This window comes from Shewanella maritima (assembly GCF_004295345.1).
In the GTDB taxonomy this organism is placed as follows: Bacteria; Pseudomonadota; Gammaproteobacteria; order Enterobacterales; family Shewanellaceae; genus Shewanella; species Shewanella maritima.
Genome location: NZ_CP036200.1, coordinates 2,671,596 through 2,692,771, shown reverse-complemented (window position 1 = coordinate 2,692,771; position 21,176 = coordinate 2,671,596). Strand labels below are relative to the sequence as shown.

The following is a 21,176-nucleotide window of genomic DNA, read 5'->3' as shown; positions in this document are numbered from 1 at the left end:
CATCAATCTGATGCCCTTTTATATTTGCAGTATTGGCGTTTTAGAAGTTCTTACCGACAAACAAGTAAACTGACCTTTCACCTGTATCGGTGAAACCGAAGCCAAGTGCAGCGGGGCCCCAATCGGTATCTGTTCCTAAATAGACACTGCCACCGAAGATCAAATCTTCAATATCGACACTCGATCGCTCTTGCCAAACGTTACCGGCCTCAATACTGGTACCTAGGTATAAAGGCACATTGGTAATAAGCAAGTCACCTGCTAGATCATATTGGTAAATTAATGCACCAAAGACTTTATGTGCGCCAGTGAGCGCCTGCTTGTGATAACCAGATAAATTTAGGAAGCCACCAAGCTCAGTTGGGTGAGCAGTAAATAAATTGTCAGTATCGACAGTTGAGAAAGCAGCTTTACCTACTACCACATGATTACCAATGTTAAATGCGCCCTTCCAGTCAGCCTCATACTGCCAGTTGACGCCATCCTCTACCGGAAACAAATTAGATGTATAGCTCTCATCACGCACACGGGTTACAAAGGTAAAACGATTTCCTTGAGTTGGAAAGCTAATCGAATCGAGTGTGTCATAGGCCAGCATCACATAGCCACCCCAGGATTCATACTTAAGCACTTCGGTAAAAAGGCGGTCGGCCTCAATGCGCCCCTTTTCATAGACACTGCCAATTTCCATTAAGCCTTTATTGGAGAAGTTCAACCCTAAACCAATATTAAATTGGCCGACATTGTTATCGAGATCTTCAATCTTTTGATTATTATCGTATAAGCTCCAGGTTTTCATGTCGTACTGGAAGCGAGCCAGACTATAAAAACGCTGATCATTGTCTAGTGGTTGGTAGAACTCACTGGCAATCATAGAGCGATAACCAAGCTCTAACTCGTTACGCCATTCGCCGCCATAATAGGTTAAGTCCGTCATGGTATAAGCCAGACTTAGGCTCATGGCAGACTGATGATTAAAGTCATCCTCCCAATTAAAGCCAGCTTGGAAGTAGTTCGGCCCCATGACTTAGCTTTGGTGGTAACCGTTAATACCCGCCCGTCAGCTACATCGGTAAATTCGGCATCAACGCGCTCAAACTTATTAAGCGAATATACCCGTTTTAGCGCCGCATCTAACTCTTCCTTAGTTACCACTTCGCCAATAGGTAGACCCAGCTTCTCCCTAAGCAAACTACCGCTCACTTTAGAGTTGTTATCGAATACTACATCGACTAAAGGTCTTGATAATGGGTCACTCCACAAGTTACGGCGGGCAGCTTTGCGCGCAAGATGTTGTTGATACTCTTCTTCATCTAACGACAATCCTTGTAGCGAAGCTAACTGTTCATTGGCCGCTTCGATACCCACTTGCAGCGCTTTAGGCATAACAGAAAAATCGGTGGTGCTCATGTCATCAATTGCTGGGCGGATCAAGATGTCTTCATCTGTCAGCAGGGCTTTTTGCTTTGCGGTACTTGCTTGAGTCAAAATAGTCGACAGCTGCTCGAGCACGCTAATGGCGCTGTTAAGCTTGTCTTTATTTGCTAGTGGCGAGCCAATATCCACGGCAATAACAATATCCGCACCCATGGCTTTAGCCACATCAATCGGGATGTTATTAGCAATACCGCCATCCACCAGCAGCCTGTCGTCAATCTCGCTTGGCTGTAGCGCACCCGGCACAGTTGCCGATGCTTGCATCGCCTCAACAATGCTACCCTTGCTCAATACGACCGCTTCACTGGTGGCTAAATCGGTGGCTACAGCGCGATAAGGAATAGATAGCGCATCAAAATCACCGTACTGCTCAACTAAGTCGGTGGATTGGCGCAATAACAACGACATGGTTTGCCCACGTAACAAGCCGCCGGGCATGGTGAGTTCGCCGTTGTTAAAACCGACGTTCAGCGGGATGTTATAGCGGTCACGCAATTGCTTATCGCGATAGGTAAGATCTTCACGAGGGATAGTATCTGAGTAGCCGTCTGCCCAACTGCTGTTGAGCATGATTTTCTCAATCTCAATTGAGTCATAACCCAAAGCATACATACCACCAACATAAGCACCAATACTGGTACCTGCGACATAGTCAACCGGGATACGGTTAGCCTCTAGCACTTTTAATACACCCACGTGCGCCGCACCTTTTGCACCACCACCACTTAACACAAGGCCAACGGTAGGCCGACTTAGTGGCTCATCAATGACTGGTTTTAGCTTGATGTCAGCTGAGTTTTGCTGATGAGCCGAACGGGTCTCTGCAAAGGTAGAAAACGAGGAGGCAATCCCCAAACCTAGAATAATTAGGCAACAAATGAATGGACGAGCGAATGTCATACGGGCTTCCAATGCACATAATATTAGCGTCATTCTAACAAAAAACGCCAATAATGAGATGTTTATCGGCGTTTTTATTGGCGCTTTTTTGCTCTTATCTATGACAAACTAGCTATCGAGTTTAAGGTACGCATCGAGCTCGTGGCGCGGCATGGGTTTGGCAAAATAGTAACCTTGAATAATGTAACAACCCCGTGCAAATACTTGCTCTAGTTGCTCTAAGGTTTCAACGCCTTCCGCAACCACATCTAAACGCAGGTTACGTGCAAGCTCAGTAATACTGCTCACAATCGCCTGATCGTTTTTGTTATTGGCAATATTGATCAGGAATGAGCGGTCAATTTTTAAGGTGTTCACTTCAAAATTACTTAAATATGCCAATGACGAATAGCCTGTGCCAAAGTCGTCAATGGCAACCTCAATACCCATTTTCTTCAACTGACTTAAATTCTCATTCGCCACCTGTAGCTCTTTCATCAACACGCCTTCGGTGATCTCCAGCGCGAGGCTTTCTGGTTCCATTCCTGTTTCAGCCAATATCTCAGCGAGGGTACTAATAAAGTCTGGTTGCCTGAAATGCACGGCAGAGATATTGACCGACAGCCTAAATGGCTCAGACAGTTTTTGCTGCCAGCGAGCGCCATCAATACAGGCTTGTTTTAACACCCAGCGGTCTATGTCGACCACCAAACCACAGGACTCGGCCACAGCAATGAAGATATCTGGGCGCACATAACCATCTTGCGGATGCTTCCAGCGGATCAGCGCCTCCATACCCACAAACTGATCATCGTGCAGTATATTAATTTGCGGTTGATAATGCAGTTCAAACTCATTTTGCTCAATCGCTTTACGAAGGTCAGCCTCAAGGCGTAAGTGATACAGTGCTTCTGCATTGCGCTCTGCCGAGTAATACCTAAATAAACCTCTGCCCTCTTCTTTGGCGTGATACATCGCAAGGTCGGCATTTTTAATCAGGGTTTCAGCATCGACACTATCATCGGGCCAAATGCTAATACCAATACTGGTGGAGATAAAGAACTCTCGCCCAAGTAGGTTAAATGGTGTTTCAATCTGGTGCAGTAACTGCTCTGCAATATGGTTAATTTGATCTACTCCTTCAACGTCGCGCAGCAAAATCACAAACTCATCTCCACCAAAGCGGCACAGAATATGTTGTTCAGTTAAGCACGACTGTAATCGCTTGGCTGCTTCAACTAACAAGGCATCACCCATGCTGTGGCCGTAGGAGTCATTAACATGCTTGAAGCGATCAAGGTCAAGGAACATCAACGCGAGCTTTTCATCGCTATTAGGCTGACTGGTAATATTCTTTAGCTGGCGGGAGAACATAGCCCGATTAGCCAGCCCTGTGAGGATGTCATTATTTGCTAAACGCTTAAGATTAGACTCATTTTGCTTTCGTTCAGTAATGTCAGAGAACACCACGACGTAATGTTGCGGCGCGCCCTGTTTATTGAGCATTTTAGAAATGTTGAGCCACACTGGGCAGTTGTCGCCATCAAAACGTTTAAATTCACGCTCACCGCTCCAGTAATTTTCGCTACCGAATAGTTTATCTATATTGAGTGGCACCCGGCTACTCACTACAAGGTCAGAGAACGCCCTACCCACTAGTTCTTCAGAGCTGGCCGACAAAATGACATTCGCAGCGGCATTACTGACCTTAACGCTTTTCTGGTCATCTAAAATCAGCATACCTTCTGAGGTATTCTCGAAGGCTTCAGCCAACAAGGTTATTTCACTTTCCAATTCCTTTTGCTGAGTCACATCGGTAAAAATACCCGCAGCTCGCTCAAGACGATTATTCACAGGGTTTATCGATACCGCACGGCCACGCACACGCAACCAACGCCACTGGTCGTCTTCACGGCGATAGCGGTATTCTACGTCAATCATTTCTTTGTTGGATTTAAGTAGCGCGTTCCAGGCTTTGGTAGCACGATTTAAGTCGTCTGGGTGAATAGGAATGTCACTTAAATGCCCAGATAAACGCTGCTGACTACCTAATATGCCACCGCGATTTTCCAAATAAATCTTCTTAGTGGTATCGCGCCATTCCCATAAGTCTGACTCACTGCCTTTCAGTGCCTGACGCAAACGGTCGTCACTTTCAGTTAGCGCATGGTTAATGCTTTTGAAACGACTAATTTGATTTTGGCGAAAAATGATAATCGCAACCATGGACACCAAAGCAAGCAGGATTATCAGGCCTTTGAACTGATTCGACTGCCACCAGAATTGCTTGACATGGAACGGGTACACAAACGGCTTTGTCGTCCACAAACCGTTGCGCATGTACTTCAGCTCTAAGGTGTAATCACCCGCTTTAAGGCCTGAAATATTGATTTGCGACTTACCGTCAAGCAAGAAATAGTTACCTTTGCGCTCACCTGAGCGATTTAAACGATACTGCAAGGTCAAAGGTTTAGGGTTGAGGTAATCAAACGAAGCAATTTGAAAACTAATTAAACTGGCACCAGGGTCAACAACAATATCTGGCTTAGGCACCAGACTTACGCTAGTTTTTTCGTCGTAATACACCACGACTGACTCTAGCAAAATCTTGTCATCAACGATGCGATTTTCCAGCAAGTCAGGGTCAATGAGCATGGCGCCATTTGGCGTGCCGACAAACAGGCCTAAATCATCACGATAAAAGGTTGCGGCCTCATTAAACTCATCAGAAATAAAGCCATCACGCTGAGGGTAACCCTCTACTAGCCCGGTTTCTCGATTTACCTTAAGAATTGAGTCTTCACAGCCAATGAAAACCTCTTCTTTAGTTTGCTCAATAAAGTAAATCACGCTGCAGTTCACCTGCCATAAACGGTCGAGCTTGATTAACTCATCGGTAACTGCGTTAAGTTGAAATAGGCCATTTTGGTTCGATGTCAGCCACAACACATTAGGCTCCACCTCGATAATTTGGCTAACCTGTATCTCCCTGTCTTCAAAAACAATTTGCGGCTCTTTAGAGTGAAAATTGAGCTTGTCATCAAAATAGCCAAAGTGACTACCACTCACCCATAGCCTTTGCTGTGAGTCGCGTATGATACTGCTAAACCATAACTCACCTGCTTCGTGCCCATGGTCAATGTGTACCTGAGTTAATTCTGTAGCACCAGGCTCCCAATAAAACAAACCGGCACTACCCGGAAACCAGACACGGCCAGCAACAGCAGGGTCGATAAATGAGGAGATAACGATGCTTCCTGCAAGCGAGGTATTAACACTGGCGTAATCTGCAAACCTTTGGCTTTGATTGGTGGTTTTATTAATGGCGTGAATACCGTTGGTAGACGTGACGATAAGAGTGTCATCGGTTAAAGCGATAATGTGATATATGCTGTCTGATGCAATAAAGCCTTCAAGCTCAATAAATGTCGAGCCTTTTATATTCATATCAATCACATTCACGCCACCGTCGGCGCCGAGCCACACCTTATCGCCTTCACTGTAAACGGACCAAATCACTTCAGACTGAATATCAAACGGCGGAAAACTGGTATAAGTTTGCTTGATAAACTGCGACGGCGGGCTCATAACAGCCAAACGCCCACCTGAGCCACCCAGCCAAATTAAGCCGTTGTCATCGAGTACCAAATCGAAGATATAATCAATGCGCGCAGATGACTTAATCTCTTGTTGGTAGTTAATGATGAGCTTAGATTCAGGATCCCACTTTATCAGCCCATCGTAGCCACCCAGCCAGAACACACCCTCTTCATCAACCACCGCTGTAACCAGGTGATAATTCATATCAGGTATTTGTGTCACCCGCTGCTGGGCAAAACTGATATGAAATAAGCCCTTGCTTGATAACACCCAAACTTTACCTTGCTCATATAGCAAAGCATTAATTTCACCGTACTCTTGTGCTGAAAAATCAAGCTGTACGCTGTTGCCATCGACATCAACTTTATGCAGTAAATGCTTAGCCGCGAAAATAAACTCGCCACTGTCTAGTGCAAGAAAGTCCTTCCACTTGTCTTGTTTAGGCAATACAAAGCGCTTATCCACTTGAAACTGACTGTTGTCGGTATCAAGCCAAAACACTCTTCCTGATTGAGTGAGCGCGATGAACCGGTCATGCTTAACGGCATGAGCTTGCTCTATACGTAGGATGGACGAGCTTCCCTCCTCACCCTTAACCTTGATTTTGGTGAATTGGTTCTCATTGATCTGATACAAATAGCTAGCTTTAAATCCATTAAGAAACAGCAGATTATCGCTGAGAGGCTCAACTTGGAATAGGGTTTCATCTTCAAGTATGGTCTCGAAACCGACTTTATCGATACGTCGCACCATAGAACTGCTGGCACGGTATAAGCCCTGCTCGGTTGCTAGCCAGGTAAAGCCATAATGATCAAAGGCAATGTCATGAATTGAGGCTGTGGTCAGGCCGTCACGCGCATCAAATACGCGCTGCGTTGGTGAGGCAAAACAAGCGGTGCTAACGGCATAGGCTAACAATATAGATATGCTGACAAGTCGGAAGAAATAGTTAATAACACACTCCAAACGTGACCGAATTCAATACGCTTTAGATGTCCATTTCTACTAAGTAACCTTAACTGGGGTCGATGCATTGAAATGATTTTCATCGCAAGGCTTCATTACAACGCTTTGCTTCTAACAGCCACTGTTAGAAAACGTTTTTATTCCCAACTTAGGTTACTCACACTCCATGATGTCATAGCGTTTTAGTGACAAAAATGCCGAACCTCAACAATAACATAAGGGTAACTAGTCGCACTCCAATATAACATCCATTGCAGAGTTTAGACCAAAAAAAAGCACCCATAAAAGGGTGCTTCATACATTTGTTTACGTTTGTTATCTTAACGCTCGAGCTAGTCGATTACTTCTTCTTTTTAACCGCTTTTGGGTTAGGTAAATCAGTAATTGAACCTTCGTAAACTTCAGCAGCTAGACCCACTGACTCATGCAGTGTTGGGTGAGCGTGAATAGTTAGCGCTAGGTCTTCAGCATCACAACCCATTTCGATTGCTAAGCCGATTTCACCCAGTAGCTCACCACCGTTAACACCAACAATTGCACCACCAATCACGCGGTGCGTTTCTTTGTCGAAGATTAACTTAGTCATACCGTCGCTTGCATCAGATGCAATCGCGCGGCCACTTGCAGCCCATGGGAAAGTTGCTGTTTCATAAGCAATACCTTGCTCTTTTGCTTCTTTCTCTGTTAGACCAACCCAAGCTACTTCTGGGTCTGTGTATGCGATTGAAGGGATCACTTTCGGGTCAAAGAAGTGCTTAAGACCTGAGATAACTTCAGCCGCTACGTGACCTTCATGCACACCTTTGTGCGCCAACATTGGTTGACCAACAATGTCACCAATCGCGAAGATGTTGTTCACGTTAGTACGCATTTGCTTATCAACGTTGATAAAGCCACGCTCATCAACCTTGATACCGGCTTTTTCAGCATCAAGCGACTTGCCATTTGGCGTACGACCAATGGCAACTAATACTGCATCGTAACGTACAGGCTCTGCAGGTGCTTTCTTGCCTTCCATCGTCACGTAAATGCCGTCATCTTTTGCTTCAACCGCGGTAACCTTGGTTTCAAGCATTAGATTGAACTTCTTCTTAATCTTCTTGGTGAAGATACGCACAACGTCTTTGTCAGCTGCTGGAATAACCTGGTCGAACATTTCAACTACGTCGATCTCGCTACCTAGTGATGAGTACACAGTACCCATTTCTAGACCAATGATACCGCCACCCATTACTAGCAACTTGCCTGGTACTTCTTTTAGTTCTAAGGCATCAGTTGAGTCCCAAATACGTGGGTCTTCATGTGGGATAAATGGTAGTTGAATTGGGCGAGAACCTGCCGCAATGATTGCGTGTTCAAAGTTCACGATAGTGGTGCCGTCTTTGCCTTCAACTGCAATTGAGTTAGGGCCAGTGAACTTACCAAAACCGTTTACTACGTCAACTTTACGCATTTTAGACATACCGCCTAAACCGCCAGTAAGTTGACCGATAACTTTTTCTTTGTAGCTACGTAGCTTATCTAAATCGATTTGTGGCTCACCAAAAGTGACACCGTGAGCAGCAACTGTTTTTGCTTCTTCAATCACTTTAGCTACGTGCAGTAATGCTTTTGAAGGAATACAACCCACGTTTAGACAAACACCACCAAGCGTGTCAAAGCGCTCGATGATTACAGTATCTAAACCTAAATCCGCAGCACGGAAAGCAGCAGAGTAACCCGCTGGGCCTGCGCCTAGTACGACAACTTGAGTGCTAATTTCTTTACTCATGACTTCCTCTAATTTTTCATTCCTTTAGGGAGACGGTTCGTGGAGAGGGATCGTGCCCTAAAGGTCGCTAACGCTAGCCAGAAACGTCTGTTTCACATCCAATTTTATTTATCGCACATTTCAAAAATTGGGATGGCGCATTTTAACCTTTGTTTGACCTTGATCACAATCTCACAGCATAAAAAAGGCCACTCAATAAGAGCGGCCTGTTCGGCTTAAAGTATTAGGGTGCGAATATCAGAAAGAATCGCTGATAACGTCACGCTAAAGCGTGCTGCCATCGCACCATCGATCACGCGGTGATCGTACGATAATGACAGTGGTAGCATAAGCTTAGGCTCAAACTCACTACCGTTCCATTTCGGCTTCATCTCTGACTTAGACACACCTAGAATTGCTACATCAGGGTAGTTAACAATTGGGGTAAACGCTGTACCGCCAATGCCACCTAAACTTGAAATAGTAAAGCAGCTACCCTGCATATCTGCAGCTTTTAGCTTGCCTTCACGAGCCTTAACAGAAATCTCCATTAGCTCGCGTGACAGCTCAATAATGCCTTTTTTGTCAACATCACGTACCACAGGTACCACTAATCCATTTGGTGTATCCACCGCCACGCCAATGTGGAAGTACTTCTTCTGGATCAGTGATTCACCGTCATGGCTCAAGCTTGAGTTAAACACAGGGAATTGCTGCAGTGTTTTGGCTACCGCTTTCATCATGAACACCAGTGGGGTGATCTTGTAATCCGCTTTTTGCTTCGCCGCTAGGGTGTTTTGCTCTTTACGGAAAGCTTCAAGCTCAGTGATGTCAGCTTCGTCGAACTGGGTCACATGCGGGATGGTTACCCAGTTACGGTGCAAGTTAGGACCGGAGATCTTCTGGATACGGCTTAGTGGTTTCTCTTCTACTTCACCAAACTTGCTGAAGTCGACCTTAGGTGCATCAATCACATTCAGACCACCAGCACCGCCAGCAACTGAGGTTGCCGCGCTTGCTTTAGGGCGTGATAGCTCGTACTTAACGTAAGCTTGAACGTCTTCTTTCAAAATACGCTTTTTACGACCAGTACCTGTCACCTTAGTCAAATCAACACCAAACTCACGCGCTAAACGGCGAACTGCTGGTGATGCATGTACAACTCCGGTTGCTGATGGCGCTGCAGCACTTGGGTGATGCGGTACAGGCGGAGTCGCACGACTCGCTGGCGCAGGTGCAACCTGCTGCGCTTGACTAGCAGGAGCTGCAGCAACTGGTGCTTCAACTTTTGGCGCAGCCGGAGCTTCGCCAGCAACTTCTAGCATAAGCACGAGTGTGCCTTCAGAAACAGTGTCACCTACTTTTACACTCACAGACTTAACCACACCCGCTTTTGGTGATGGCACATCCATGGTTGCTTTATCAGTTTCAAGGGTAATTAGGCCCGCTTCTGCTTCAATGGTTTCGCCTTCACTTACCAATACTTCGATCACAGGTACGTCAGTGTCGCCACCAATGTCTGGTACTTTCACTTCCACAACTTGTGCTGCTGCAGGGGCTGCTGGTGCTGGAGTCTCTGCTGGAGCTTCAACAGGAGCGCTTGCTTCACTGGCAACTTCTAGCGTCAGTACTAGCGTGCCTTCAGAAACAGTATCACCTGTCTTGATGCTAATTGACTTAACCACACCGGCTTGCGGCGCAGGTACATCCATGGTCGCTTTGTCAGTTTCAAGGGTAATTAGGCCAGCTTCAGCTTCAATGGTTTCGCCTTCGCTCACTAATACTTCAATTACAGGTACGTCAGTATCACCACCAATATCTGGCACTTTAACCTCTACCACTTGTGATGAAGCTGCAGGAGCGGCAACCGGCGCAGATTGTTCAACTGCAGGTGCGCTTGCTTGTGCAGGCTCTGCTGCAGGCGCAGACGCTTGTTCACTTGCAGCCTCTTCACTTGCACCTTCAGCAGAAAGAAGGGCAATTAGTGTACCTTCAGAAACACTGTCGCCAACAGCCACTTTTAGCTCAGCGATTTTACCTGCAAACGGCGCCGGAATATCCATGGTCGCTTTGTCGGTTTCGACGGTAATGATTGAGGTTTCTTTTTCTACCACCTCACCCACTTCAACACAGACTTCAATAACCTGAACGGCATCAGCGTCGACATTAGGAACCAAAATCTCTTTTAAATCAGCCATTTTGAATTCCTCTTACGCGAACTGTGGGTTAGCTTTGTCTACGTCAATGCCGTATTCGTTGATGGCTTTAGTTAGCACATCAACTGGCATTTCATCACGCTCTACCAGCGACTTAAGCGCTGCAAGTACGATGAACTTAGCATCAACTTCAAAATGGTGACGTAGGTTTGCGCGGCTGTCTGAGCGACCAAAACCGTCTGTACCGAGTACCTTGTAGTCAGTTGGCACGTATGCACGTAACTGCTCGCCGTAAACCTTCATGTAGTCAGTTGCTACAATCGCAGGTGAGTCTGACGCAAGTACTTCACTGATGTACGCTTTCTTCGGCGTTTCAGTTGGGTGCAACAGGTTCCAACGCTCGGCAGCTTGGCCATCACGTGTTAGCTCGTTGAAGCTAGTCACGCTAAATACGTCAGCAGATACGCCAAAGTCTTTCGCTAGTGCTTGCGCAGCTTTACGGACTTCTTCAAGGATGGTGCCACAACCCATAAGTTGTACTTTACCTTTACCGCTACCTGCTACCGATTCAAGCTTGTAGATACCTTTAACAATGCCTTCTTCTGCGCCTTTTGGCATTTCAGGCTGAACATAGTTCTCGTTCATTGTAGTTAGGTAGTAGAACACGTCTTCTTGCTTGTCGCCGTACATGCGCTCGATACCATCTTGAACGATTACTGCAATCTCATAACCGTAAGTTGGGTCATAAGACACACAGTTAGGAATAGTGTTTGCAAGAATATGGCTGTGACCATCTTGGTGCTGCAGACCTTCACCGTTAAGTGTTGTACGACCTGAGGTACCACCAACAAGGAAACCACGTGCACGCATATCACCTGCTGCCCATGCCATGTCACCAATACGTTGGAAACCAAACATTGAGTAGTAGATGTAGAACGGAATGGTTGGCATGTCGTTCACTGAGTAGCTAGTTGCAGCAGATACCCAAGATGACATTGCACCTAACTCGTTAATACCTTCTTGAAGAACCTGACCTGACTTGTCTTCACGGTAGTAAGCAACTTGGTCTGAGTCTTGTGGCTCGTACTTTTGACCTTCGTGAGCGTAAATACCAACCTGACGGAATAGACCTTCCATACCGAAAGTACGCGCTTCATCAGGAATAATTGGCACAATACGCTTACCGATCTTCTTATCTTTAAGCAGCGCGGTAAGTACACGTACAAACGCCATAGTTGAAGAGATTTCACGGCCATTTGAACCTTTAAGCACGGCATCAAAAATCTTCAATGACGGTACTTCTAGCTCTTCAGTGAAGTTTTCGCGACGCTGTGGCAAGTAACCTTTCAGGGCTTCACGGCGCTCTTTTAGGTACTTCACTTCTTCTGAATCAGGACCTGGGTGATAGAAAGGAATATCTTCTAACTTGTCATCAGGAATTGGGATATTGAAACGATCGCGGAAGTAACGGATAGAGTCGACATCCATCTTCTTGACGTTATGGGCAATGTTCTTACCTTCACCAGCAGAACCTAGACCATAACCCTTAACGGTTTTAGCCAGGATTACTGTTGGGCGACCTTTAGTCTTCTTAGCATGATCTAATGCCGCGTAAATTTTAACAGGGTCATGACCACCACGGTTTAGACGCCAAATGTCATCATCTGACATGTTAGCAACCATTTCAGCAGTTTCTGGGTACTTACCAAAGAAGTGCTCACGCGTATAAGCGCCGCCTTTTGCTTTACAGTTTTGGTATTCACCGTCTACGGTTTCTTCCATTAGCTGTAGCAGTTTGCCGCTGGTGTCACGTGCAAGTAACGCATCCCAGTAGCGACCCCAAATCACTTTAACCACTTCCCAGCCAGCGCCGCGGAATTCACCTTCAAGCTCTTGAATAATCTTACCGTTACCACGTACCGGACCGTCAAGACGCTGCAGGTTACAGTTAATAATAAATACTAGGTTGTCTAGACCTTCACGGGCAGCTAGGCCAATCGCACCTAGAGATTCAGGCTCGTCACACTCACCGTCACCGAGGAAACAGTATACCGTTTGCTCCGAGCAGTCTTTTAAGCCGCGGTCAGTTAAGTATTTTAAGTAACGCGCTTGGTAAATAGCTTGGATAGGACCAAGGCCCATAGAAACCGTAGGGAACTGCCAGTAGTCAGGCATTAACTTAGGGTGTGGGTATGAAGACAGACCTTGACCATCAACTTCTTGACGGAAGTTAGCAAGTTGGTCTTCAGTTAAGCGACCTTCAAGGAACGAGCGCGCGTAAATACCCGGAGCAATGTGACCCTGGAAGTAAACTAAATCGCCACCGTCTTTTTCATTTGGGGCGCGGAAGAAGTGGTTGAAACACACATCATAAATAGTAGCACTTGAAGAGAAGCTTGAGATATGGCCGCCAAGCTCTAGGTCTTTCTTAGAACCACGAAGTACCATAGCCAGCGCGTTCCAACGAATGATAGCGCGAATACGACGCTCCATTTCTTGGTTGCCAGGCATGTTCGGTTCTTGGCCCGCTGGGATCGTGTTCAGATAAGCGGTCGTGGCGTCGTAAGGTAAGTGAGTACCATTGCGACGGGCTTTATCGATTAACTTTTCTAATAAAAAGTGCGCTCTTTCAGGCCCTTCTTGCTCTAATACAGCTTGCAGAGCATCAACCCATTCCTGAGTTTCTGATGGGTCCAAATCTTTTAGCATATCTTCAGACATCTCGCAGTCCTTCCTACTATATGATTGTTATGATTAATTGATATACCAATCAGCATAAGTACGTGATCATTTTTACTGGTTAAAAGCGCTTATAACTTCGTTAGGAATCTTGTAGGTAAAGCAATAGCTAGCTGTAATTCCCGCTTTGTTTTAAGCGATTTTTCCTAAGTAATTTCAGGTCACTTATTTATCCTGATTGGTATTACTAGGGAGTGAACCCTAGTAAAGTCTTGTATTTGTATTAATGCTTATTAAACGCTGCCTTTTAAGCGGCGTAGGCTTCGTTGAAGTCGGCTGTCTTCTTCACGTACCGACAGCATGACTTCTTCGATGTAACTTAAGTGTTCGTTCGAGGCTTCACGTGCAGCTTCAGGGTCGCGTCGCACAATCGCAGCCAATAAATCGCGGCGATGCTCATTAGCCATTTTTGATGCGTCTTCGCGGCGGTTAAGCAACTCTAGGTTTTGCGCCACGTTCTTGTGTAGCACTGGCGTTAGGCTTAATACTAGGTGCAGCATAGCCACGTTGTGTGATGCTTCAGCTACCGCACGGTAAAAACGCACAATGGCATCGGCCTGGTTCTCAATACCTACAGCCTGCTCTACTTCGTTAATGCATTGTTTAATGTTTTTCATATCTGCATCCGTACCACGAAGCGCGGCAAAATAAGCCATCATGCCTTCTGTGGCATGACGAAACTCCAGTAAGTCATACTGACTTTCTGAATCTTCATGCATTAATTCAACGATAGGGTCGGCAAGGCTCTGCCAAAGCTGCTCTTTCACATAGGTGCCACCACCTTGACGGCGCATTAGCAAACCTTTTGCTTCAAGCTTTTGAATTGCTTCACGTAATGACGGGCGCGACACTTCAAATTGCACAGCAAGTTCACGCTCAGGAGGTAATTTCTGACCCGGCTGCAAACTGCCTTCAAGGATCATGCGCTCGAGTTGCTCCATGATCACATCAGAAATTTTTGGCTGACTAATCTTACTATAAGCCATTAACTATGCCGCTCCATTCATATTTAGGATTGTCAATTGGTCTTACCAATTTTTATGATAGAGCGCACTTTATCAAATCATACGTGACATGTCTAGTTAATGCAGGGTTAGATGATCGTTAACTCAGAGTTTTAAACGCGCGCTGCGAAAAGCATAACGTAAAATCTAAGTGAGGGGGTCAGACCATTTGACAACGGGTGTTAAATGGTTAAGCCAATTGTTTAGGATATTTTATTAAAACAATAATTTAAATTAGCTAAAAATAAATTAGGTAAGTCAGCAGTTGGGTAAACTCAACGGCTTAAATTGCTAACTTACCACACCAAAAATAGTCAACACTGAGAGCATTGTCACTAACAATAATAAATTTCTTTTACTCAAAGCTAATAGCGCTAGCGTAGACCTTACACAAACGGGCGCATCTGATTGCTCAGGTAACTCTTCTGCCGCCATGGCCGTTTTACTGACCACATCTTTCGCATTAGCGTGCAGTGTCAGTGCTGTTCGTCGCCAAGCGCCAAACCCTTGCGAGAATTGACCGCTAAGCACATAGCCAAAACTAAAGATACGCGACGGCAACCAATCAAGTGCTAGCAGTAGTAATTCAACCCAAGTATTTTCAACTTTATGCATGGCAAGCAAATCATGGTAGTAGCGCACACTACAGTAAAGCACCGCGCCCACAGGGCCAAACACCACAAAATATAGCGCGACGGCACCATAGTAACGATAGTTAATCCAGGCCACGGTTTCACCCACTCGCTTACCCAGCTCGTTCTCATTAACGGCCTTTAAGCACTCATGGCAATCAAGTTTTCCCGCATAAATAAAGCAAGCTTGCACATCACCACGACACGCCGCTTGAATGTACTTTTTAAAGATATGACGAATAGATTGGTGACTTAAACAAATTACCGCGATGAATACCGAAAATGCCAGGCTAAATACATCGAAAAACAGACCATCTAATAAATAACGAATGGCAAATACACAAACGGCAGGGATCGCAATTGCAATCAGCGCAATGTGAGTATGTGTTAAGGAATCGACGCGCCAGAAGCTCTGCTGATATTGGCGCATAAGCTCATCGAACTGCAAAAAAGCGGGCAAGAACTTTAATCGTTCGACAAACATTGCGACTAAAAAAGAAAATAGAGCCATACACCCTCGGCGTTTTCAAGGTAAAGGTAGTTTTCGTGATGAGCAATTCACTCTTAAGCTCGGAATAACTCTAAGTAAAAACCAACCTAACTTAAGTATCAATCATACGCTAACCAAATGACAAATATAGCGATTTAACTCGAAAAGTCAGTTTTAGCTATTCGTCAAATCTTGCCTATATCGCTGCCAGTCAAAGCTATCACCAGGATCTGTTTTACGCCCTGGTGCGATATCACAGTGACCAACAATTCTGTCTAATGAAATCATAGGATACTGCAGCTGGATCTGCTGAGTTAAACTCACCAACTGCTGATATTGCTTATCGGTGTAGGCAACATCATCTGTCCCCTCAAGCTCAATACCAATAGCAAAGTCATTGCAGTTTTCACGCCCATGAAAGTTAGACACACCAGCATGCCAGGCTCTGTCGTCACAACTCACATATTGGGTCAAGCTACCATCGCGGCGAATAAGGAAGTGAGCAGAAACTGTCAGCCCTTGAAGATCTTTAAACGAAGGATCAGCGCTCACATCAATGCAACCTTTAAACAGATCATCAATATAAGGCAGACCAAAGCACCCTGCTGGTAAGCTGATATTGTGAATAACCAGTAAGCTCACTTCAGCTTGAGGGCGCTGATTAAAATGGGGAGATAAACACTGCAGAGCATTGCAATGCCAGCCCTGGTTGAAAACTGTTGAAGTTAGTTTGGATGTCATAGTTACTTACAATAGTTACTTACGATGGCTACTCTATTCGTCACTCACAGTGATGCTGGGAATTAATGCACTAACTAATGCGGCAACTAATGCGGCAACTAATGCGGCAACTAATGCGGTAAATGAAGCCAAAATTCCCACGCCTTTCTATAGGTTCAACCTTAGCAACTATGTTAGTCTAAAACCATAATTTTAAGTGCTGAAACAGGCGGTTTGCCAAAGGTAAACTTGTCTGTATATCTCCAACATTTTCAGCACTAAGTACGACAGACCAGTAAGCAAGGATCCGGCATTATGCTAGAAAATGATATTCGCCACGCCGTAAAAACCGCATTATATGAAGATCTCGGTTATACCGAACAACAAAGTGTTGAATGTTTATTAGCGGCAGACATTACCGCACAATTAATTCCGGCTGATAAATACGTAGAGAGCAGCCTTATTACCCGTGAAGAAGGAGTTTTCTGCGGCAAAGCCTGGGCTGAGCAAGTATTCAATCAATTAGGTGGCGAAGTAGCGCTGCATTGGCATGTTGATGATGGCGACCTAGTCGTTCCCAATCAGGTGCTATGTGAGCTATCGGGCCCTGCACGCGCGATCCTAACTGGTGAGCGCACGGCAATGAACTTTATTCAAACTCTATCTGGTGTAGCGAGTTTAACCAAAATCTATGTCGACCAACTTGCAGGCACTCACACCCAATTACTGGACACTCGCAAAACCATTCCTGGTCTGCGCACCGCACAAAAATACGCAGTCACTTGTGGTGGTGGCAAAAACCACCGCATCGGCTTATTCGATGCTTTCTTAATTAAAGAGAATCACATCATGGCTTGTGGCGGTATCGCCAATGCCATTGAAGCTGCGCGCAAGCTTCATCAAGATAAGCCAGTAGAAGTTGAAGTTGAGTCAATCGACGAGCTAACCCAGGCTCTCGATGGCGGAGCTGACATCATTATGTTGGACAACTTTGACGTGACCATGATGACCCAGGCAGTAGAGCTCAACCATCAATATAAAGAGAAAGGTCAAAACACCAAACTGGAAGTCTCGGGCAACGTTACCCTCGATACAATCGCAGGCTTTGCTAAAACTGGCGTTGACTATATTTCAGTGGGCGCTCTAACCAAGCATGTTAAAGCGCTAGATTTGTCGTTAAGGGTGAAAGCTTAATTTCAGTCGTTCCCGTAACGCTTTCTTATTCAGTCGTTCCCGCAACGCTTCTGAGCGGGAACCTCTCAAATCAACCAAAAAAGACCCTCGATAAAAGATCTCGAGGGTGACGGTGGAAGTATCGTTCCCCTTTAAACCAAAAGTAGTGCGCCAATTTTCAAGCCAACCAAGATACCTATTACTTAATCAAAATTTCCGAATCAAGCTTGACCAACTCTTTGCGGCCCTAATTACAGTTCAAAAAAACAGCAGTTAGACAAAATTATTTCTGCTCATTTCAATAGCAAATCTGGCCAAAACAATGAAGCAGAGAAACACCTTATTTAATGCCAGTTGCGACACTAGCCACACCTGTTGTAACTAGCTTGCCAGAGTACAAATGTAACACTTAACTCTAGTTTTGCTCGTAACAGGCAAACTATACGTCGCTCTAAAGTGCTACGGAGCAAAGGGTTTGTAACACTTTAGCCGACTAAACAGGTGTCAATTTTTTTCTTTGGCAATCAATTTGTCAAAAAAATTACTACCAACAAAAGAATGTCAACAAAATGTTAGATCGAAATAGATCGAAAACGATAACACTAAGAATTTTTTGGCTTTATTTGCCATTTTTCTGGGATTGGCTATTCCATTTGGGTTAACTTTATACTAACTTTTAAGCAGGCGAGATGGCCTTTCGGCCAAGAATTGCTAGGATTACAGAAATATGGCAATTGAATTGGATCAAGTAAAAGTTCAAGAAATTGTAACAATTACCCTCTAACTCAGTGTAAATACTCTAGTTCCTGCGGTGCTCAGCCGAAAAGTCATACTAGGTTGATAGCTTTTTGTTTCAGTATGGTGCCAACATGCCGATACAATAACTGCAATCGAGTGTAAAGGTTTGAACCCCCAAACCTAACCTATACCTAACTTTGGGGTGATTCAGGCTGATATTTTAAGTTGTTATGGTGCACCTACTTCGTTGTAGAATGTCATCGCTAACAATAATTTATACTGTCGACATTGGCATTGAAGCCGATCACTACTCGTAACAAGGATTGGATAGTCGCGGTAATTTTTGACGGAGAGAGAAAATGAAAGGTATCAACCAAGTTAAAAACGCTAAGGGTTTTACTCTTATTGAATTAATGATCGTAGTTGCGATCATCGGTATTCTTGCTGCAATCGCACTGCCTGCGTATCAAGACTTCACTAAACGTGGTCATGTTTCTGAAGGTCTTAGTCTTGCTGCAGGAGCAAAAGCTGCAGTGACTGAATATTACTCTTCACAAGGCTCTGCACCAACAACCAATGCTCTTGCTGGGCTAGCAGCAGCATCTTCAATTACTGGTAACTCAGTTAAGTCTGTAGCGGTTGGTACAGGCGGTGGCATTACAGTAACATACAACGCCAAAGTAACAGATGACGCAACTCTTATTCTGGCTCCAACTTTTACCTCTTCAGGTAACGTTACATGGGCATGTACTGGTGGTTCTCTTGACGACAAATATAAACCATCTAACTGCCGTTAATACTTAACTAGCTTAGTTTTATAAAATAGCATGCTAACGCATGCTATTTTTTTATTGTTGGACTATTAAATGCGCATTCATATCGCTATTAGTTTTTTACTCACTACCGCCTTAATCCTCTTCACTAAAACCCAAATTAACCACCAGCTAAGTGATGCATTTACTGAGTTAGCACCAATGATAAGCTCAGCAATAACTAGCGTCCCTTTTGTCACAACATTACTAACCGCAACTTTTATCGCTGTGGCAATTGTTTTCTATATCGCTTTTTTGGCTAAAGCTATGGAGAACGTGATCTCGTTGTCTAGTATTCAATCAAAGTTTATTCACGTTGCACTTGCCTGGACATTAATCTTTGTAGCCATTATTAGCATAAATAGTCTGTTATATCCGTTTTCGCCCACCAGTCATGAGCACTTTAGCAGTCATTATATTCCACTGATTTCTTCATTGAGCATTGTTGCGATAATCTTGTTGGGATGCGTAAAAAAAAATCGATATAGCATCCTTACACTTGCTTCCTCAGCATTGCTTTTTGGACCATTACTCATAACGATTAAACCGATAGCCCATAACAGTGACCAACCAAATATTATTCTGATTGGTATTGACTCCCTAAGACCTGACTATTTGGGTGAACAAGCGGCAGAACATCTGTTACTCCCAATATTGATCAATTCTTATCTGAAGCTACAAATATTCCAAACACCTACACACCCGCAGGAAGAACATTTGTCTCGTGGACTTCAACCCTTACGGGAACGTATCCCATTACCCACAACGCACGATTTAATCTAACGGAAATGTCCAAAGTGGATCGTAGCTTGGCGTTTCCACAGCAACTATCATCAATTGGCTATCAAAACATATGGGCACAGGACGAGCGCAGATTTAACAATATCGATGAATCTTTTGGTTTTGATATAATTGTTGGTCCACCTGCTGATGCAGCAGAATTTATTGTATCTGGACTAAACAACATTCCATTGTTTTCACTGTTTTTAAATCAAACTTCAATAAGGTCTTTTTTCCCTTATATCTATAACAACAGATCAGCGTGGTGGACTTACCAACCCTACGCCTTTATCGAGCAACTACTTGGTACCATAGACTCTGTAAATAGTGAAAAGCCTATATTTCTTGCAACACACCTGACTCTGCCTCATTGGCCTTTCAAAAGTGCTAAGCTGACATATTTAGAAGACCATGAGTTTATCAAAGATAGAGCAGAAGAATACTTGTACCTTACAATGCTCAAACAGTCTGATGAGCAATTCGCTCAACTACTGAATGGCCTTGCTGATAGGGGTATTTTGCAAAACTCCGTTGTCGTACTTCTCTCTGATCATGGAGAAAGTTTTGGAGGGAAAGACGATGGTCCCCAAGGGCGAATAAGCTCTGCTACGTTTGAAACCAACTCTTTGGGGCATGGCACAAATGTACTAAGTCATAGCCAGTTTAAAGTTGTTGCTGCTGTGAGGTCTTTTTCAAATGGTGTTGTCATACCTGCTATTGATCCAAAAAGCACATACTCTCTCGTTGATATTATTCCCTCCCTGGCAAATATTCTAGAAATCAAAGTAGATCATACTTTTGATGGAAAACCTTTCCACCAAGTATCTGAGGACCGAGCCATATTTTTAGAAAGCTCTCTAAATCCATTGGTTTTATCAGCCGGAAAACTAGAAGTTATTCAAACACTAGCAAAGGGGTTGAACTTCTATACTGTCGATGAAAGCGGAAAGGTTATCATAAAGCCGGAAATATTTGACTCAAGCATCGCAGCTAAACAAAGGTCGATAATTAAGGGAAATTATCAACTCGCAGCATTCCCAGATATGGAAGACGAACTTATCTTTGTCGATCTTGAGACTAACTATTGGCAACCTGCAAGTACTGTTAAAGACAAAGTTAAAATTAGGACTCTATTTTTCGCCCTGTGTGACTTTTATGAAACAGATGTATCGTCAGGGCTATTCGAAAGCTGCCAGGAACCAGAAATATTTCTTGAGCGAATCTATGACAAATGGAACTAATACTTTGTCTAATTCTATAGACTCGCTATCTGGCAAGCTCTACAGATGCAACGTGCTAA

11 protein-coding genes and 1 pseudogene are annotated in these 21,176 nt (G+C 44.5%); 4 read left to right on the top strand and 8 right to left on the bottom strand.

Annotated elements, in window-relative coordinates; all coding sequences use genetic code 11:
• Nucleotides 1-40: 40 nt before the first annotated feature.
• The 8 genes and pseudogenes from EXU30_RS11530 to ampD all read right to left on the bottom strand — a co-directional run bounded on the left by EXU30_RS11530 (nucleotide 41) and on the right by ampD (nucleotide 16,394).
• Nucleotides 41-2,337, bottom strand: a pseudogene (locus EXU30_RS11530) (patatin-like phospholipase family protein).
• Nucleotides 2,338-2,445: 108 nt separating this feature from the next.
• A complete protein-coding gene (locus tag EXU30_RS11525; protein WP_130600192.1) occupies nucleotides 2,446-6,834 on the bottom strand; it encodes an EAL domain-containing protein in 4,389 nt (1,462 codons plus the stop codon).
• A 388-nt stretch (nucleotides 6,835-7,222) separates the two neighbouring features.
• The gene (lpdA, locus tag EXU30_RS11520) at nucleotides 7,223-8,653 is read right to left on the bottom strand and encodes a dihydrolipoyl dehydrogenase (protein WP_130600190.1); all 1,431 of its coding nucleotides are present in this window, start codon (nucleotides 8,651-8,653) and stop codon (nucleotides 7,223-7,225) included.
• 215 nt (nucleotides 8,654-8,868) lie between these two features.
• A complete protein-coding gene (gene aceF / locus EXU30_RS11515; protein ID WP_130600188.1) occupies nucleotides 8,869-10,830 on the bottom strand; it encodes a dihydrolipoyllysine-residue acetyltransferase in 1,962 nt (653 codons plus the stop codon).
• 12 nt (nucleotides 10,831-10,842) lie between these two features.
• Nucleotides 10,843-13,509 carry a pyruvate dehydrogenase (acetyl-transferring), homodimeric type gene (gene aceE / locus EXU30_RS11510; RefSeq protein WP_130600186.1) on the bottom strand — a complete coding sequence of 889 codons (2,667 nt, stop codon included), beginning with the start codon at nucleotides 13,507-13,509 and terminating at the stop codon, nucleotides 10,843-10,845.
• 251 nt (nucleotides 13,510-13,760) lie between these two features.
• On the bottom strand, nucleotides 13,761-14,513 hold the full coding sequence (gene pdhR, locus EXU30_RS11505) for a pyruvate dehydrogenase complex transcriptional repressor PdhR (protein WP_130600184.1): 753 nt from the start codon (nucleotides 14,511-14,513) through the stop codon (nucleotides 13,761-13,763).
• A gap of 309 nt (nucleotides 14,514-14,822) precedes the next feature.
• On the bottom strand, nucleotides 14,823-15,674 hold the full coding sequence (gene ampE / locus EXU30_RS11500; protein ID WP_130600182.1) for a beta-lactamase regulator AmpE: 852 nt from the start codon (nucleotides 15,672-15,674) through the stop codon (nucleotides 14,823-14,825).
• Between the two features lie 153 nt (nucleotides 15,675-15,827).
• Nucleotides 15,828-16,394: a 1,6-anhydro-N-acetylmuramyl-L-alanine amidase AmpD gene (gene ampD / locus EXU30_RS11495; RefSeq protein WP_130600180.1), complete on the bottom strand. Its 567-nt coding sequence runs from the start codon at nucleotides 16,392-16,394 to the stop codon at nucleotides 15,828-15,830.
• A gap of 294 nt (nucleotides 16,395-16,688) precedes the next feature.
• Between ampD and nadC the strand changes: the two genes are divergently transcribed.
• The 4 genes from nadC (at nucleotide 16,689) to EXU30_RS11480 (ending at nucleotide 21,117) form a co-directional block, all read left to right on the top strand.
• Nucleotides 16,689-17,567: a carboxylating nicotinate-nucleotide diphosphorylase gene (gene nadC / locus EXU30_RS11490; RefSeq protein WP_130600178.1), complete on the top strand. Its 879-nt coding sequence runs from the start codon at nucleotides 16,689-16,691 to the stop codon at nucleotides 17,565-17,567.
• Between the two features lie 1,076 nt (nucleotides 17,568-18,643).
• Nucleotides 18,644-19,081, top strand: a complete 438-nt coding sequence (locus EXU30_RS20790; protein WP_130600176.1) for a pilin — start codon at nucleotides 18,644-18,646, stop codon at nucleotides 19,079-19,081.
• Between the two features lie 69 nt (nucleotides 19,082-19,150).
• On the top strand, nucleotides 19,151-19,879 hold the full coding sequence (locus tag EXU30_RS20610; protein ID WP_242620197.1) for a hypothetical protein: 729 nt from the start codon (nucleotides 19,151-19,153) through the stop codon (nucleotides 19,877-19,879).
• Nucleotides 19,780-21,117: a sulfatase-like hydrolase/transferase gene (locus tag EXU30_RS11480; protein WP_242620407.1), complete on the top strand. Its 1,338-nt coding sequence runs from the start codon at nucleotides 19,780-19,782 to the stop codon at nucleotides 21,115-21,117. The genes EXU30_RS20610 and EXU30_RS11480 overlap by 100 nt, the downstream gene beginning before the upstream one ends.
• Nucleotides 21,118-21,176 lie beyond the last annotated feature (59 nt).